This window comes from Chitinophaga alhagiae (assembly GCF_003568665.1).
Taxonomy (GTDB): Bacteria; Bacteroidota; Bacteroidia; order Chitinophagales; family Chitinophagaceae; genus Chitinophaga; species Chitinophaga alhagiae.
In genome coordinates this window covers 2,047,943-2,063,477 of record NZ_QXMH01000001.1, presented here as the reverse complement: position 1 = coordinate 2,063,477, position 15,535 = coordinate 2,047,943, and the positions used below count along the sequence as shown (strand labels likewise).

The following is a 15,535-nucleotide window of genomic DNA, read 5'->3' as shown; positions in this document are numbered from 1 at the left end:
GTGTCCGGCAATCGCTACAGCGATATTTTCTGGTCGCGGTAGAACTCCAGCAATTTTACTTTAAATATATAATCATACAGGGCAGATACCCGATCTATCTGCGCCTTGAAAAGATTGGTTTGAGTGGTGATGTACTCTACTGAATTCATAAGGCCCACTTCAAATCGTTTGGTGGCAAAATCATACGCTTTCTGCGAAGCCATTTCCGTGGTGATGGCCGCGTTGTATTTCTGCAGGGCGCCTATAGCGTCTGCGTGGGCGGTGTACACATCCTGCCTCAGCTGCAGGCGGTTCACGTCCATGGTGAGCTTGCGGTTCTCCACTTCAATTTTGGCCCTTTCCACCTCAGAGCGCTGCCGCCAGCCGTTGAGGATGGGGATATTGAGGGAGAGGCCGAAATTCTGGCCAAAGTTATTGCTCAGCTGGTCACCAAACGGCGTAAGGCGGGTGCCGGGCCTTTCAAAGCCTGGCTGCACCACGTTGTAGATGGTACCACCTACGTCTACGAGACCAATGGTATCTATTTTGGGCCGGGGCGAGCCATAGGCCTCCCGGGTAGTATTGGCATAGTTGGTACCGGCGCCGGCGTAAAAGCGAAGGCTCGGGTACAGGGCGCCGCGGGTTGAGGCCAGCGACCGGTCCGCCGCTTTCACCAGCATTTCATCCGCCTTGTATTGCGGCTGGTTGGCTATGGCGGCACTGAACACCATTTCTGGCGATGTTTCGAAGAGATTGAGCAGCGGCGCTTTCAGCACGTCTTCGGGCAGCTCTGTGCTGAATGGTACTGTAAACTCCAGGTTCAGCAGGGCCTTCATTTGCAGTACGGTGGTAATGGCGCTGTTTTGCGCGGCAATGAGCGTAGAACTGTCCCGCGCCAGCTGCGCCTCCATATCAGCCTGGTTGCTTTCCGGCACAGAGCCGGCGGCCACCAGTTTTTTGGTGTTGTCCAGCTGCGCCTGGCTGAGCGCTACCTGAGACTTCCCTATTTTCACCTGCTCGCTGGCCAGCAATATTTGCAGAAAGGCATTGGCAATATTCACCCCCATGTCATTACGGGCCTTTTCCAGCTGGAAGTTCTGGGCATACAGCTGGTATTTGGAGGCCCTGATGGCGTTCTGCTTGGTGAACCAGCCAAAAATGTCTGCGGAAGCGTCTATACTGAAGCCGGAGTTGAAGAGGGACTGGGTAACGAAGGTGTTCTGCGTAGGGTCAATAGAACGGCCGAAGCGGTACCCCCCGTTCAGGCCCGCATTGATGGTGGGCAGCTGGGAGAGGCGGTTCTGCTTCAGGGTAAGCGCCGCCAGCCTTTGCTGCAGCTCGCTTTGTTTGAGGGTCAGGTTATGGGCCAGCGCATAGTCCAGGCAGCGCTGGTAGCTCCAACTATCCTGGGCGGCTACAGGGCGCGGGTTCGCAAACAACAACATTACTGAGATGGATGCAAATACAACGGACTTTACTTTCATATCCTGACAAAAATATATTAATTGAAATAACACCTTTCGCGCCTTCTTGATAAATGGCAAATTGTTATTAGGTGTGGCGCGGGGCCACACGAATTTAAGGCAAAACATCATATGATGAGTTTTTAGCTTACGGAATTTCAAAAAAGCGCCTATTGCACTTTGCCGTCACTGATCTGGATAATACGGTTCCCATAGGCGGCATTGGTTTCTGAATGGGTGACCTGTACAATGGTTATCCGCTCGTTCCGGTTCAGGTCTGCAAACAGTTCCATGATGGACCTGGCCTGGTCTGAGTGCAGGTTGCCAGTAGGCTCATCCGCAAAAATAACGGCCGGCTCGGCCACTATGGCACGGGCAATGCCCACCAGCTGCTGCTGCCCCCCGGAGAGCTGGTTGGGGAACAGGTCTTTTTTGGCCACAATATTGAACCTGTCCAGTATATCTGCCACACGGCTCTTGCGTTCCGAGCCGGGCATGTTTTTATAGAGCAGGGGTGTTTCTATGTTCTCATACACGGTAAGTTCATCTATCAGGTGATATGCCTGGAATACGAAGCCGATGGCGCCCCGGTGCAGCTGGGTGCGTTTTTTATCGTTCATTTTCTGCACCAGCTCCCCCTGGAAATAGTAGTCCCCCTCAGAGGGCTCTTCCAGCAAACCGAGTATATGCAACAAGGTAGATTTCCCGGAACCGGAGGGGCCCATAATGGATACAAATTCCCCTTCGTGGATATGCAGGTTCACATCTTTCAGGATTTCCTGTTTCCCGAAGCCTACCGGGTAATGTTTGGTGATGTTGCGTAACTGGATCATGATGTTAGTTAAAATATGTTGAAGGTTTACTCTGTACGTAGTGATTTTACCGGGTTGGCCAGCGCCGCCCTGATGGTCTGGAAGCTGATGGTAATAGCCGCCACCAGTATGGCAATGAGGCCGGCGGCGAGGAAAATCCAGATATTGAGGCGGATGCTGTAGGCATAGTTGTTCAGCCAGTTGCCCATTACCAGCCAGGCCAGCGGTACGGCAATGAGGATAGACAATACCACCAGTTTCAGGAAATCTCCGGATACCAGCATGGTAATACTGCCTATGCTGGCCCCCAGCACCTTGCGCACGCCAATCTCCCGGGTGCGCTGGTTAATGGCCATCATGGCAATGGCAAACAGCCCCATGCAGGAAATGGCAATGGTGAGCAAGGCGCCGCTTACAAATATCCGGGAAAGTTTCTTTTCGTCGTTGTAAAGGCGGTTGGTATTTTCATCCAGGAAAGAGGCGTTGAACGCCGCGCCCGGCACGGCCGTCTTCCAGGCCGCTTCTATCTTCTGCATGGAACCTTGCAGGTTGGCGGGGCTTACCTTCACAAAAATATAGGACGGCGGGTCTTCCCGGTTGGACAGGAACAGCGTGAGAGGCGCTATCTCTTCGTGCAGGGACTTGAAGTGATAGTTCTTTACCACGCCCAGCACTGTGTATTCTTCCTTTGCATTCTCATCAAACCGGATGCGGTGGCCCACTACTTCTTTCACCCCCAGCTCCCGGGCCATGTTCTCGTTGATGAGCAGCCCCAGGGAGTCTGCCGCCATGGCGCGGTCCATATCCCTGCCGGCCAGCAGCCTGAGGTCAAGCGTTTTTACAAAGTCATAGTCTATGCTCATGATGTGGGTCTGCACTTCCCGGTCGTTGTGGTCAAAGGAGAGAATGGAGGTAGACATGCTGCCGTCTTTTCCCCTTCCAAAATTATTGGACGAAGCTGAAACCGCCAGCACGTCAGGGTATTGTTTCAATGCCGCGCGCAGGCGCTGCAGTACCTGGTGCCCGTCGTGCCCATTGCCTACCGGTACGCTCACTACCTCATGCGTATTGATGCCCAGCGGTTTACTGTTCAGGTAGTTCATTTGCTGCCAGGCCACAATGGTGCAGCAGATCATAATACAGGATATAACGAACTGCGCCACAATGAGGGAGTTGCGGAGGTAGTGCTTTCTGCCGGTGTTGATCTTGCCTTTGAGCACCTGCAGCGTTTTGGAGCTGGCCAGCACCAGTGCCGGATAACCGCCCGCCAGCAGGGAAATGAGCAAAAAGCACCCCACTATGCCTGCCATGATCTGCGGTTTGAGCAGCAGGGAAAGCGGCAGCTTGTTATTGAGGAAAGCGGTGAAACCCGGCATGAGTATGTACGCCAGCGCCATGCCCAATACCAGGGAAATAAAGAACAGGATCATGGCCTCCCCGCATAGCTGCAACACCAGCTGCAGCCTGGCCGCTCCCAACATTTTGCGCATGCCTACTTCCTTGGCGCGGGTAAAGGCGCGGGCCATGGTAAGGTTCATGAAATTGATACTGGCTATGAACAGCAGGAACACGGCAATGAACAGCAGCATGTACAGCACCGGCCGCTTCATTTTACTGAGGGAAGAAACAGGGTCGAAATGCACATTGTCCATAGATACCAGGCCCAGGCGCATGTACTCCTCCCCTTTGCCCGGTTTGGCCCCCATTTTTTTCAGCTCGTCGATCCTTTTGGCGTAGTGGGACGCCATGAATTTTTTGGCGGCCTGCTCAAACGCCAGCGGGTTGCCGCCGGGCTGCAGCTGCACAAAGGTGTGCAGGCTGAAGTTTTCCCATTCGTTCTGATCACTTTTGTAAGCCGGGTTGTTTTCGATGCGCAGCAGTACGTCAAACCGGATGCTGGACTCGTCTGGCGGGTCTTGCAGCACGGCGGCCACCTTGAAGCTCTCCCAATTGCTGCCCAGGCGCAGCAGCACCGTTTGGCCTACGGCATCTGCGGTCTTGAAATATCTTTTGGCGGTTGTTTCCGAGATCACGGCATCGTTGATGCCCATGGCGGTGCTGCCGGATATAGCGGGAAAGGTGAACATCTGCAGGAAGGTACTGTCTACACAAAGCAGGGTTACCTCCTGCGGCAGGTCTGTAGTACGCATGCTGGCGCCGCCGTTAGAAAAACGGGTTACCGCCTTCAGCCCCGGCATTTCCGTGGCCAGCGCCGGGCCCATGGGGTACGGCATATTGGAGCGGCCGCGGGCCTTGTCGTTATACGCTTCTTCCATATATACCTGGTACAGGTCTTTCCTGTTTTCGTGGAACTGGTCAAAGGTAAATTCCCGATATACAGTGAGGCTGAGCAGCAGGGCCACAGCTATGGCCATACTCAGCCCGGCAATGTTGATGGCAGACACCTGTTTGGATTTCCAGATGCTTCTCCATGCAATTTTCAGATAGTTCTTTATCATGACAAATCATTCAGATCTTAAAGATTTCACCGGGTTCATCCGGGCTGTTTTAATAGACTGGTAGCTGACGGTAAGCATGGCCAGCACCAGCGCCAGTACAGCGGTTACTACCAGTACCCACCAGGCTACCTCCACATGGTAGGCAAACCGGTTCAGCCATCCATGCATGAAATAAGCGGCGAGGGGCAGCGCTATAGCAATGGCTACCAGCACCAGGCGTAAAAATTCCTTGCTGAGCAAAGCCAGTATTTGCACAACGGTGGCGCCCAGCACCTTGCGGATGCCTATTTCCTTGGTGCGCTGCTGGGCGGTGAAGGTGGCCAGCCCGAACAAGCCCAGGCAGGCAATGAAAATGGCCAGCAGCGTAAATGCGGCGGCCAGCCGGCCAATCACCTGCTCACTGGCATACATGGCGGCAAAAGACTCGTCCATGTACTTGATGGTGAAAGGATAATCGGGATTGAACTGTTTGTATACTTTCTCTATACTGGCTATTGCCTTGTCTGTTTGGCCGGGTTGTATACGTACCAGCACAAGCCAGTTGCCGGCAGCCTGGTAACGGATCAGCAGCGGGCCGGTTTTTATTTGCGCATGGTTGCTGGCAAAATCTTCCGTTACGCCCAGCACTGGGCGCTGCACCTCATCTACCGAGATGAGCCTGCCCACATACGGCTTTTTGAGCTTCATCAGTTTGGCCGCCGTTTCGTTGATCACCACGGCATTGGCATCAGACAAATGATCTGCGGAAAACATCCTGCCTTCCAACATACGTATCTGCATGGTTTTTTCCAGGCCAAAACCAGCCCATAAATTATCGATCAATATGTTTTCATCTTCGTTCTTGCCGGGCCAGGATACGTTGCTGCTGTTGTTGTTCACGCTGATGGGGATCTGGTCGGCCTCTGTTACGGACACAATGCCCGGCATGCCCAGCAGCGCGTTTTTGAAGGCGGCGTTGTTCTGGGCTATGCTGCCTTCATTCTGGAAGTAGACCACCTGGTCTTTATTCAGGCCCAGGTTCCTGTTCTTGATAAAACGGATCTGCTGGTATATGAGAATGGCCCCTACAATGAGCACGGTAGACACCACAAACTGGAAAACCACCAGGCCCTTCCGCAGCCACAGCGCACTGGCCCGCAGGCGCAACATGCCACCCTTGAGTGTTGCCACCGGGTGCAGTGACGAGAGGTAAAACGCGGGGTAGCTGCCCGCCGCAAAACCGGTGAACAATGCCAGCAGCAGCAGGCCGGTTATGTTATACCAGGTAAAGAGCCGTACTGTGAGCGTAACATTTACCATTCTTTCAAAAGCGGGCGTAAGCAGCCACACCAGCAACAACGAAAGCACAGTGGAAATAAATACCAGGGCATAAGACTCTCCCAGGAACTGCCCTATGAGGGCGCCTTTGCCGGCCCCAATACTTTTGCGCACGCCCACTTCCCTGCTGCGCTGCGTAGCCCGCGCGGTGGAAAGGTTCATGAAATTAATGCAGGCTATCAGCAGCACAAAAACGGCTACAATGATGAACAGGCGCACGTACTCTATGCGCCCGCCGCTCAGCTTACCTTTCTCAAAGCGGCCTTCCAGGTAAATGTCCTGAAAGGGATAGAGGAACACGTCTGTTTTGGCGTCTGTTTTGTTGCGTTTTATGATGTCTTTTACACGGGCGTTCATTTTCTGAATATCCGCCTGCGCATCCGCCAATATGTAGGTACGGGGCGCATTTGCCCCCCATTCTTTCAGCCACTGGTTTTCCGCCACCAGCCTTTCTATGGACAGCAGCCATTCAAATTTGAAAGTAGAATTAAGCGGATGGTCTTTGATAACGGCGCTTACCTGGTAATCTTCCTTATTGTCAAGCCTCACCACCTGCCCCACTGCTTTGCTTTCTCCAAACAGGCTGCGGGCCAGCTTTTCCGTGATAACAATATCATTCGGGCGCTGCAACGCGGTGGCCCGGTCCCCTTCCAGGAGGGGAAAGGAAAATACCTGCAGCAGGTCATTATTGGCATACTGCCCCGCCATTTTCACATTCTTGTCCTTCACACGCAGCAGCTTGTCTGAGCTCCAGGAAAGGATACCCGCTTTGAGGATGCCCGGTATTTCCGCTTTCAGCTGGTCTGCCAGCGGGCCGGGGGTAGCGGTTACGGTGAATATATCGTTCTCCGCCAGGTACTGGTGTTCATATACCTGGTAGATGTTTGACAGGTTTTCATGATGGCGGTTATAGCTCCATTCATTGGCCACCCACAGCAGGATAAACATGCAACAGGTAAGCCCGAAGGTGAGCCCGGCAACATTGATCACTCCAAACATCTTGTTGTTCCAGAGGTTCCGCCATGCAATCTTTACATAGTTCTTCCACATGCTATTCTGTTTTAAGTGATTTAACAGGGTTAGACAATGCTGCTTTTACCGACTGGAAGCAAACCGTTGCCAATGCAATGAACACGGCAATGCCGCCCGCGGCCAGGAACATCCACCATTGCATGTCTATACGATACTCATAGTCTTGCAGCCAGCGCCGCATCAGGTACCAGGCCAGCGGCATGGCCAGCAAAATAGCCAACACCACCAGGCGTATAAAATCCTTGCTGAGCAAAGTCACTACGCTGCCCGCGGAAGCGCCCAGCACCTTGCGGATGCCTATTTCTTTGGTACGCTGTTCCACTACGTAGGCCACCAGTCCAAAGAGCCCCAGGCAGGCCACAAAAATGGCAAGGCCGGCAAACAGCAACACTATCTGGCCCACCTTCCGGTCTGCCTTGTACATATTGTTGAAGTCACTGTCCATAAAACTGTAATCAAAAGGCTGGCCGGGCACATGCGTTTTCCACTTGTCTTCCACGTGCCGTACCAGCGCCTGCTTGTCTGTAGCGGCGGTGCTGCGCACCAGTATGCGGGAGGCGGTCTCCCCGGGCTTATTGTAAAAGAACGCCAGCGGGCCAATGGTTTGCCGCATGTTCTCAAAATGGAAGTTGCGTACCACACCTATGATGTGGAGGGGGCGCATTGTTTCCCACTCATCGTCTTGCGGAGCGTAAATGATCTTACCCACCGGGTCTTTAAAACTAAACATTTTTGCGGCGGCCTCATTGAGTACCACGGCGTTGCTGTCTGTTCCGAACTGCCGGGAAAAGAAGCGGCCGGCGGTCATTTCCATTTTCATGGTACGCAGGTAGCCTTCATCCACAGACCAGTTTTGCAAATACACGGCTTTGGCATGCTCCCGCTCTCTGCCGGGGAACAAAGGGTTATCGTTCCGCACAGAGGGCACCGGCAAAAAGCCCGACATGGATACGGCTTCCACACCGGGCAACTGCTGCAGCTCCTGCTTGATAGCGGTTGCCTGCTGCGGCGCAAGTGTAAAACTGTTCTGGATGATCAGCACCTGCTCCTTGTCAAAACCCAGCTGCTTGTGCTGGATGTAATAAAGCTGCTTGTAGATCACAATGGTACCGGTCAGCAATATCACAGACATGGTGAATTGCAGCACCACCAGTACACTGCGCAACCTGGCGCCGCTCATTGTATGACGGATCATGCCTTTGAGCACGCTAATGGGTTGAAACGCGGACAAAAAGAAAGCGGGGTAACTGCCGGCCGCCATGCCCACCACTACCGGTACCGCGGCGGCCAGTACCATAAACCGCCAGTTCAGCAGGCTAAAGAGGCTCAACGGCTTGTCTGCCAGCCGGCTGAAATACGGCAATACCAGCGTTACCGCCACCAATGCCACTGCCAGCGCCAATACCACGGTAATAACAGACTCGGACAGGAAACGGCTTACAAGGGAGCCTTTTTTACTGCCCAGCACCTTGCGGATACCTACCTCCCTGGCGCGGCCTGCGCTTTGGGCCGTGGCCAGGTTCATGAAATTAATGCAGGCAATGAGCAGGATGAACAGGGCCACCGCGGAAAAGATATAAACGTACCGGATGTTGCCGTTGGCCTTCAGTTCATTACTACGGTTGGAATACAGGTGAATGTCTTTGATGGGAACGGCGGAATAACGCAGGTAGCTGCCCTGTTTCTCCAGTTCTTCTATAGTAATGCCCAGCTTTTGTATGCCGGGGGCTATGTGGTTGCGGTGCAACCCTTCGAATATCTTTTTGAACTCCCCGGCCCCGGCGCCTTCCCGGAGCAGCAGGTAAGTATTGAAGTTGTGAGAGCCCCAATTATCGGTTTCCAGGCTCTGGGCCTCGTCTGCCATGGCCAGCAGCATGTTGCCGTCCAGGTGGGAATTGGCGGGTATGTCTTCATACACGGCAGTGATGCGGTACGCGTGTTTGTTATCCAGTAATACGGTCTGGTCAATAGCCGCTTCCGGCGTGCTGAAGTACCGCAGGGCGGTGGTTTTGCTCATGGCCAGCGTGCCCTGGCGGGCAAGCGCCTGTTTTGCGCTGCCTGCAATTACTTTTACCGGAAATACGTCAAAAAAAGTAGAGTCTGCATAATACACTGTATGTTCCACAAACTGCCGCTCCCCGCTTTTCACCAGCCAGTTACCGGTTTTCCGAAGGCGCACAAAATTTTCCACTGCGGGGTAATCTCTTATAATGGCGGCGCCCATGGGCGAAGAGGAGGTGGCCAACGCCATATCGCTGCCGCCGTAGCGGATGTCTGAATTGATACGGTAGGTCCTTGCTGCCCGGGGGTTCCAGCGCTCATAGCTTAGCTCATCCAGCACATAAAGGGCTATCAGCAGGCAGCAGGCCAGGCCCACGGCCAGCCCGCCCACATTGATGAAGGTATACCCCTTGTTCTTCCAAAGGCTGCGCCAGGCTATTTTAAGATAGTTCTGCAGCATAGGCTACGTTTGGCCCGGGCACGGCAAGCATCCCGGAGGTTCAATAATCCGCCTTTACGGCCTGTAAGGGAATGTTCCCCTTTTCCTGTAAATGCTGATGCAGTAAAGTCCTGCTATCAGCACCAGCAAAGCCGGAACGGCTACGTACGGCAGCATCTGGAGAAGGTCTCCCGTTGCGGGCCCGCTGTATTCTCCCGTAGCATAGCCGGGGTTGAGTTGGGCGCTCACCAGTTTGTTGAGAAAGCAGGTCAATGACTTTTCCATGTTAGTCCGGTTTTAGGCTGCTCACGGCGTTTGCCGCAAGGCCGGTGGTCGGGTTTTATACGTGAAACTGTTCCTTGATGTTTTCCGTTACAACTTTGCCGTCAAAAAGGTTGACGATGCGATGGGCAAAGCCGGCATCATAGGGCGAGTGGGTTACCATAATAAGGGTGGTACCGGCATCGTTCAGCTCCTGCAGCAGCTTCATCACTTCTTCCCCGTTGGTAGAATCCAGGTTACCGGTAGGTTCATCTGCCAATATCAGCCTGGGCTTGGCCACTACGGCGCGGGCAATGGCCACGCGTTGCTGCTGGCCGCCGGAGAGCTGCTGCGGAAAGTGGTTGCGGCGGTGCATGATGTTCATTCTCTCCAGCACTTCCTCCACCCTTTTTTTCCTTTCACTGGCGGGCACTTTCAGGTACAGCAACGGCAGCTCCACGTTCTCGAACACCGTCAGCTCGTCAATCAGGTTGAAACTCTGGAACACAAAACCGATTGCCCCTTTGCGCAGCTGGGCACGCTGGCGCTCGCTCATGCGCGCCACTTCCTGGCCCCAGAAATGGTACTCCCCGTCTGAAGGGTTGTCAAGCAAACCCAGGATGTTGAGCAGGGTAGACTTGCCGCAACCGGAGGGCCCCATGATGGCCACGAACTCGCCATCCTGCACATCCATATAAATACCGTTCAGCGCCGTGGTTTCCACCTCTTCGGTAGTAAACAGCTTTTGTAAATTGACTGTTCTGATCATTGTGCTTTTTGTTTGTTTGTGATTGGATCGGTTGTAAGGTTAAAACTCCAGTACTTCTTTATTGCCGAAATTCTCATAGGGAGAGGTGATCACCTGCTCGCCGGCCTGCAGGCCTTCCAGCACTTCAAAATATACAGGGTTTTTGCGGCCCAGGGAAATGTTGCGCTTCACGGCCCGCGTGCCGCTCTTGTCTACCACATATACCCAGTTGCCGCCGGTATCTGAAAAGAACCCGCCCACGGGCAGCAACAGCGCTGATGAAGACTTTCCTAATTCTAGGCGGATAGGAGAGGATTGCCCGCGCCGGATCCCTTCAGGTGCCGCGGCTGAAAAATTCATATCTACTTCAAAGCGCCCGTTCTTCACCTCCGGGTATACTTTGGATAGTACCATTTCGTTGTTTTTGCCGTTGAACTCAAAGCTGGCCTTCAGCCCGGAAAATACCCTGGAAATATAGTGCTCGTCTACTTCCGCACGCATCTTGAACCCGTCCAGGTCATCTATCTGGCCAATGTTCTGGCCGGCGGAAATGCTGGTGCCTACTTCCACGTTGATGGAAGACAACTGCCCGTCTACCGGGGCGCGCACCACCAGGTTGTTAAGGTTTTCCTTCATCATGGCCAGGTTGCGCTGCGTTCTGGCAATGGTGCCCTCCAGCTGGGAGATCTGCGTCTGGGAGTTGTCTATCTGGTAGGCTTGCGACTTTACTTCTATTTCCCGCTGCCGCACCAGCTTTTCATAATCCCGTTTGGTTTTCAGGTACTCCTGCTCGGCTATCACCTTTTCTTTGAACAGCTTGGTGTTGCGGTCGTAAATGTCTTTGGCCTGGTCTACCTGGTAATCCAGGTCGCTGAGGGTCTTTTCCAGCGCAAACCGGTCTTGCCGCAACCGCAGGCGGGTGTTCTGCAGCTCGTTGATGAGGCGGTACATTTCCGTTTCGCGGTTCACGAAGTCCATCATCAGGCGCTGGTTCTCCAGCCGGAGAATGGAATCGCCCTGTTTCACCATGCTGCCGCCTTCCAGGAACTTGCGGGCTACATAGCCGCCCTCAATGGCATCCAGCCGGATGGTTTTCAGGGGGTGTACCACTGCTGTTACCACAATATATTCGTCAAAAGACCCCTGGGTTACCGTAGAGATCGTGATCTTGTCTTTTTCAACATTCAGCTTGCTCCTTTTGTCCGCAAAGATGAAGCTCCACAAGATGAGCAGTACCAGTATGCCCCCTCCGCCAACGAGAAAAATGCGTTGCCTGGTCCAATATTTCTTTTTGAGTTGTCTGTCCATGATCTTAATTGCTGCGTACATTTAACCAATCCATGTGCCAAGCCATGCCAAAGAGCCAGATTGGGCACCATGGCCTATTTGGGAAGTATGGCCGCCAGCCGCCCTGTTCCAAAGCGGACAGGCGGTGTCCGTTTCCGGACACGGCAGACGGGTGGCGGACACCCCCTAAAATAACCATACAACCCAAAAAATCTTTCTTTAATATTGCTTCCGGGGCCGTTTTGGCCGTTTTTCGCCATTGCGGCGGCAGAAGCGGCGGGGCGGAACGGAACAGGTTTTGCGTATTGGCTAACACAAGGAAATTTTAATACCGATGAGTACACAGCAAGGAAAGATCCTGATAGTTGACGATGACGTAGATGTATTACGGGCAGCGCGCCTGTTGTTAAAACGGCACTTTGCCCAGGTAGACTTTGAAAAGAACCCGCAGAAGATCCCCTACCTGGTCAGCAATTTCGACTATGACGTTATTTTGCTGGACATGAACTTTACCCGGGACCTCAGCAGCGGCAAGGAGGGCTTTGAGTGGCTGGACCGCATCCTGGACATTAACCCCAAAGCCACCGTAGTGCTGTTTACCGCGTATGGCGATGTGGAAATGGCCGTGCGCGCCATCAAGGCCGGCGCGGCAGACTTTGTGCTGAAGCCCTGGGAAAACGACAAGCTGCTGGCTACCATGCAAACCGCCGTGCAAACCCACCAGGCCAAGCAGGAGAAAAAGGCCGGCGGCGCCACCCTGCATACAGACAACGTATTGATCGGAGACAGCCCCGCCATGCAGGAAGTGATGGAAACCGTATCGCGCGTGGCCGGTACAGACGCCAACATTCTTGTACTGGGCGAAAACGGAACGGGTAAAGACCTGCTGGCCCGCCATATCCATGCGCTCAGCCAGCGGAAAGACAAACCTTTTGTAAGCGTAGACCTGGGCGCCCTCAGCGAAACCCTGTTTGAAAGCGAGCTGTTCGGCCATGTCAAAGGCGCCTTCACGGATGCGCGGGACGACCGTGCCGGCCGCTTTGAAGAAGCCAGCGGGGGTACTATTTTCCTGGACGAGATCGGCAACATCTCCATCCCCTTCCAGGCAAAGCTCCTGACCGTGCTGCAAAACCGCTCCGTTACCCGCGTGGGCTCCAACAAGGCCGTGCCCGTAGATGTGCGCCTCATTTGCGCCACCAACCGCAACATCCAGCAAATGGCGGCCCAGCAGCTCTTCCGGCAAGACCTTCTTTACCGCGTCAACACCATAGAAATACAACTGCCGCCGCTGCGCAACCGTGTGGAAGACATTGTGCCCCTGGCCGAATACTTCCTCGGCATGTACCGTAAAAAATACAACCGGCCCGTAGCTTTCCTCCACGAAAGCCTCATTACCCAACTGGAGAAATATGACTGGCCCGGCAACATCCGAGAGCTGCAGCACGCCATAGAACGCGCCGTGATCCTTTGCCAGGGCAAAACGCTGATGCCTAAAGACGTGTTCGTAAAAACCAATAACGCCTCGGAACAGATGGACACCGGCTTTAACCTGGAAGACATGGAGCGGAACATGATATCGCAGGCCCTCAAGAAATGCAACGGCAACATCACCGATGCGGCCCGGGAACTGGGCCTGAGCCGTGCCGCGCTGTACCGCCGCATGGAAAAATACAACCTTTAACACATGAACCGCTTCAGCCTTAATATCCTACTGCGCATAGTGGTGTTGATTGCCACTATTATGGCCGGCTGCTGGCTGTGGTGGAACGGGTACCAGCTGGTGATACTGCTGATGGTGCCTTTCATAATTGCGCAGATAATGGGCCTCTACTATTACCTGAACCGGGTGAACCGCAAGCTCACCCTCTTCCTGGAGGCCATCCGGTATGAAGATTTTTCCATCCGTTTCAGTGCGGACAACAAGCTGGGAAAGAGCTTCAGCGCCCTGAACCACCAGTTCAACGAAGTGCTGGAGGCCTTTCGCCAAACCCGCGCGGAAAGGGAAGCCAACCTCAAATACATAGACACTATTATTCAGCACATCACCATCGGCGTACTTTCCTTTGACGCAGACGGGAAAATTGAACTGATCAACCCCGCCGCCTTCCGCCTCATGGGCATCTACAGGCTGCGTTACCTCGACGAGCTGAAGCATGTACATCCAGACCTGGCGCAAACCCTGCTGCAGCTGCCCGCGGGCAGCAAATCGCTCTACGCTACGCAGAACGGGCAGCAGCTCTCCATACAGGCCACCACCGTGCGTTTGCAGGGCAGGCTGATAAAACTCATTTCCCTGCAGAACATTCATGCGGAGCTGCAGCAGAAAGAGCTGGAAGCCTGGCAGAACCTCACCAAGATACTGCGGCACGAGATCATGAACTCCGTAACGCCCATTGTGAGCCTGATAGGCACCATGCAGGATATTGTGGAGCATGACATGGCGCCCACCGCAGAACAGTCTGAAGCGGTAGGAGACCTGAGAGAAGCGCTGGAGACCATTGAAAGCCGCAGCAAGGGCATCATGAACTTTGTGAACGCCTACCGCGACTATACGACCCTGCCCAAGCCGCAATTCACCAATGTGAACCTCAAACAGCTGATCAGCTCCATCAGCAACCTGCTGCAATCAGACATGAAAGCGGCCGGCATCATTTATACGGCCCACGTTTCGCCAGACAACCTGGAGGTGCATGCGGACGAGGCCCAGTTGCAGATGGTGCTGATCAACCTGATAAAAAACGCCATGGACGCGCTGGAGCATACAGAGCGGCCGCGCATACAGGTAAAAAGCGCCATGGGCAACGCGCAGCAGATCATCATAGAAATTACGGACAATGGGCCCGGTATTGAGCCGGAAGCGCAGGAAAGGATATTCATCCCCTTCTTTACCACCAAAAAGAAAGGCTCCGGCATCGGGCTGAGCCTTTCACAACAGATCATCCAGATGCACGGCGGGCAGCTCAAGGTGGTGAGCACCCCGGAAAAGGGTACAACTTTTTACGTATTGCTTACCAGCTAAAATGGAAGTAAGTTGCCCAGACAATTCCGCGATATGCAACCAAAATACCTGGCAGTACTATACTTCCTGGTGCTGCTGGCAGATATGGCTGTAATAGCTGCAGACATCCCTTACGCCCGCTTCGCCACCAAACCTTTGCTCATGATAGTGCTGGGGTTCTTTTGCTGGGCCCGTACCGGCGGCTTACACCTTCGTGCCAGGAACCTCATTTTTGCCGCCATTATTTTTTCCTGGGGCGGAGACGTACTGCTGCTTTTCCCGGAAAACTTCGTACCCGGCCTCCTCAGTTTTCTTACGGCCCACGCCCTTTATATTGCCTTTTTCCTGCAGGTAAGGCCCAGGCCGCGCATCGGCATACCGGAAATAGCCACCGCCGCCGGCGTTGCCGTATATGCCATCCTGTTAGTTAGCCTGCTGGCGCCGCGCCTGGGGGTGCTGAAGCCGGCGGTGATGGTATACACGGTGGTGATCTCCGTCATGCTGCTATCTGCCCTGCGGGCCTTTGGCTGGCAGAGCGGCATTACCGGGCGGCTTTGTGTGGCCGGCGCCCTGCTGTTCGTACTCTCGGATTCCGTGCTGGCCGTAGAAAAATTCCATACCGCCTTTACAGGCGCCGGTTTGCTGGTAATGCTCACCTACGGCCTGGCCCAGTGGATGATAGTGGAAGGCAGCGCCCGCTACTTCGGGGCATTGCGAAGAAAATAAAGCGGCGCCACCG

11 protein-coding genes are annotated in these 15,535 nt (G+C 54.1%); 3 read left to right on the top strand and 8 right to left on the bottom strand.

Features of this window, described 5'->3' with window-relative positions; all coding sequences use genetic code 11:
* Positions 1–14 precede the first annotated feature (14 nt).
* From D3A97_RS08385 to D3A97_RS08355, 8 genes are all read right to left on the bottom strand, one after another.
* Positions 15–1,463 carry a TolC family protein gene (locus tag D3A97_RS08385; RefSeq protein ID WP_198673895.1) on the bottom strand — a complete coding sequence of 483 codons (1,449 nt, stop codon included), beginning with the start codon at positions 1,461–1,463 and terminating at the stop codon, positions 15–17.
* Positions 1,464–1,612: 149 nt separating this feature from the next.
* Positions 1,613–2,275, bottom strand: coding sequence for an ABC transporter ATP-binding protein (locus D3A97_RS08380; protein ID WP_119077920.1), 663 nt, complete (start codon positions 2,273–2,275; stop codon positions 1,613–1,615).
* Between the two features lie 26 nt (positions 2,276–2,301).
* On the bottom strand, positions 2,302–4,713 hold the full coding sequence (locus D3A97_RS08375) for an ABC transporter permease (protein WP_119077919.1): 2,412 nt from the start codon (positions 4,711–4,713) through the stop codon (positions 2,302–2,304).
* Positions 4,714–4,719: 6 nt separating this feature from the next.
* The gene (locus D3A97_RS08370; RefSeq protein WP_119077918.1) at positions 4,720–7,080 is read right to left on the bottom strand and encodes an ABC transporter permease; all 2,361 of its coding nucleotides are present in this window, start codon (positions 7,078–7,080) and stop codon (positions 4,720–4,722) included.
* Position 7,081: 1 nt separating this feature from the next.
* Positions 7,082–9,523, bottom strand: a complete 2,442-nt coding sequence (locus D3A97_RS08365; protein ID WP_119077917.1) for an ABC transporter permease — start codon at positions 9,521–9,523, stop codon at positions 7,082–7,084.
* 54 nt (positions 9,524–9,577) lie between these two features.
* Entirely contained in the window at positions 9,578–9,787 is a 210-nt protein-coding gene (locus tag D3A97_RS24800; RefSeq protein WP_157986422.1) for a hypothetical protein, read from the bottom strand.
* A gap of 55 nt (positions 9,788–9,842) precedes the next feature.
* Positions 9,843–10,532 carry an ABC transporter ATP-binding protein gene (locus D3A97_RS08360; protein WP_119077916.1) on the bottom strand — a complete coding sequence of 230 codons (690 nt, stop codon included), beginning with the start codon at positions 10,530–10,532 and terminating at the stop codon, positions 9,843–9,845.
* A gap of 39 nt (positions 10,533–10,571) precedes the next feature.
* Complete coding sequence (locus tag D3A97_RS08355) at positions 10,572–11,819, bottom strand: efflux RND transporter periplasmic adaptor subunit (protein ID WP_119078484.1); 1,248 nt, start codon at positions 11,817–11,819, stop codon at positions 10,572–10,574.
* A gap of 313 nt (positions 11,820–12,132) precedes the next feature.
* On the opposite strand from D3A97_RS08355, the gene D3A97_RS08350 reads away from it, so the two are divergent.
* The 3 genes from D3A97_RS08350 to D3A97_RS08340 are packed head-to-tail and all read left to right on the top strand — an operon-like array spanning position 12,133 to position 15,522.
* Positions 12,133–13,479, top strand: coding sequence for a sigma-54-dependent transcriptional regulator (locus tag D3A97_RS08350; RefSeq protein WP_119077915.1), 1,347 nt, complete (start codon positions 12,133–12,135; stop codon positions 13,477–13,479).
* Between the two features lie 3 nt (positions 13,480–13,482).
* Positions 13,483–14,817, top strand: a complete 1,335-nt coding sequence (locus tag D3A97_RS08345) for a sensor histidine kinase (RefSeq protein ID WP_119077914.1) — start codon at positions 13,483–13,485, stop codon at positions 14,815–14,817.
* Between the two features lie 33 nt (positions 14,818–14,850).
* Complete coding sequence (locus tag D3A97_RS08340; RefSeq protein ID WP_119077913.1) at positions 14,851–15,522, top strand: lysoplasmalogenase; 672 nt, start codon at positions 14,851–14,853, stop codon at positions 15,520–15,522.
* The last annotated feature ends 13 nt before the right edge of the window (positions 15,523–15,535 follow it).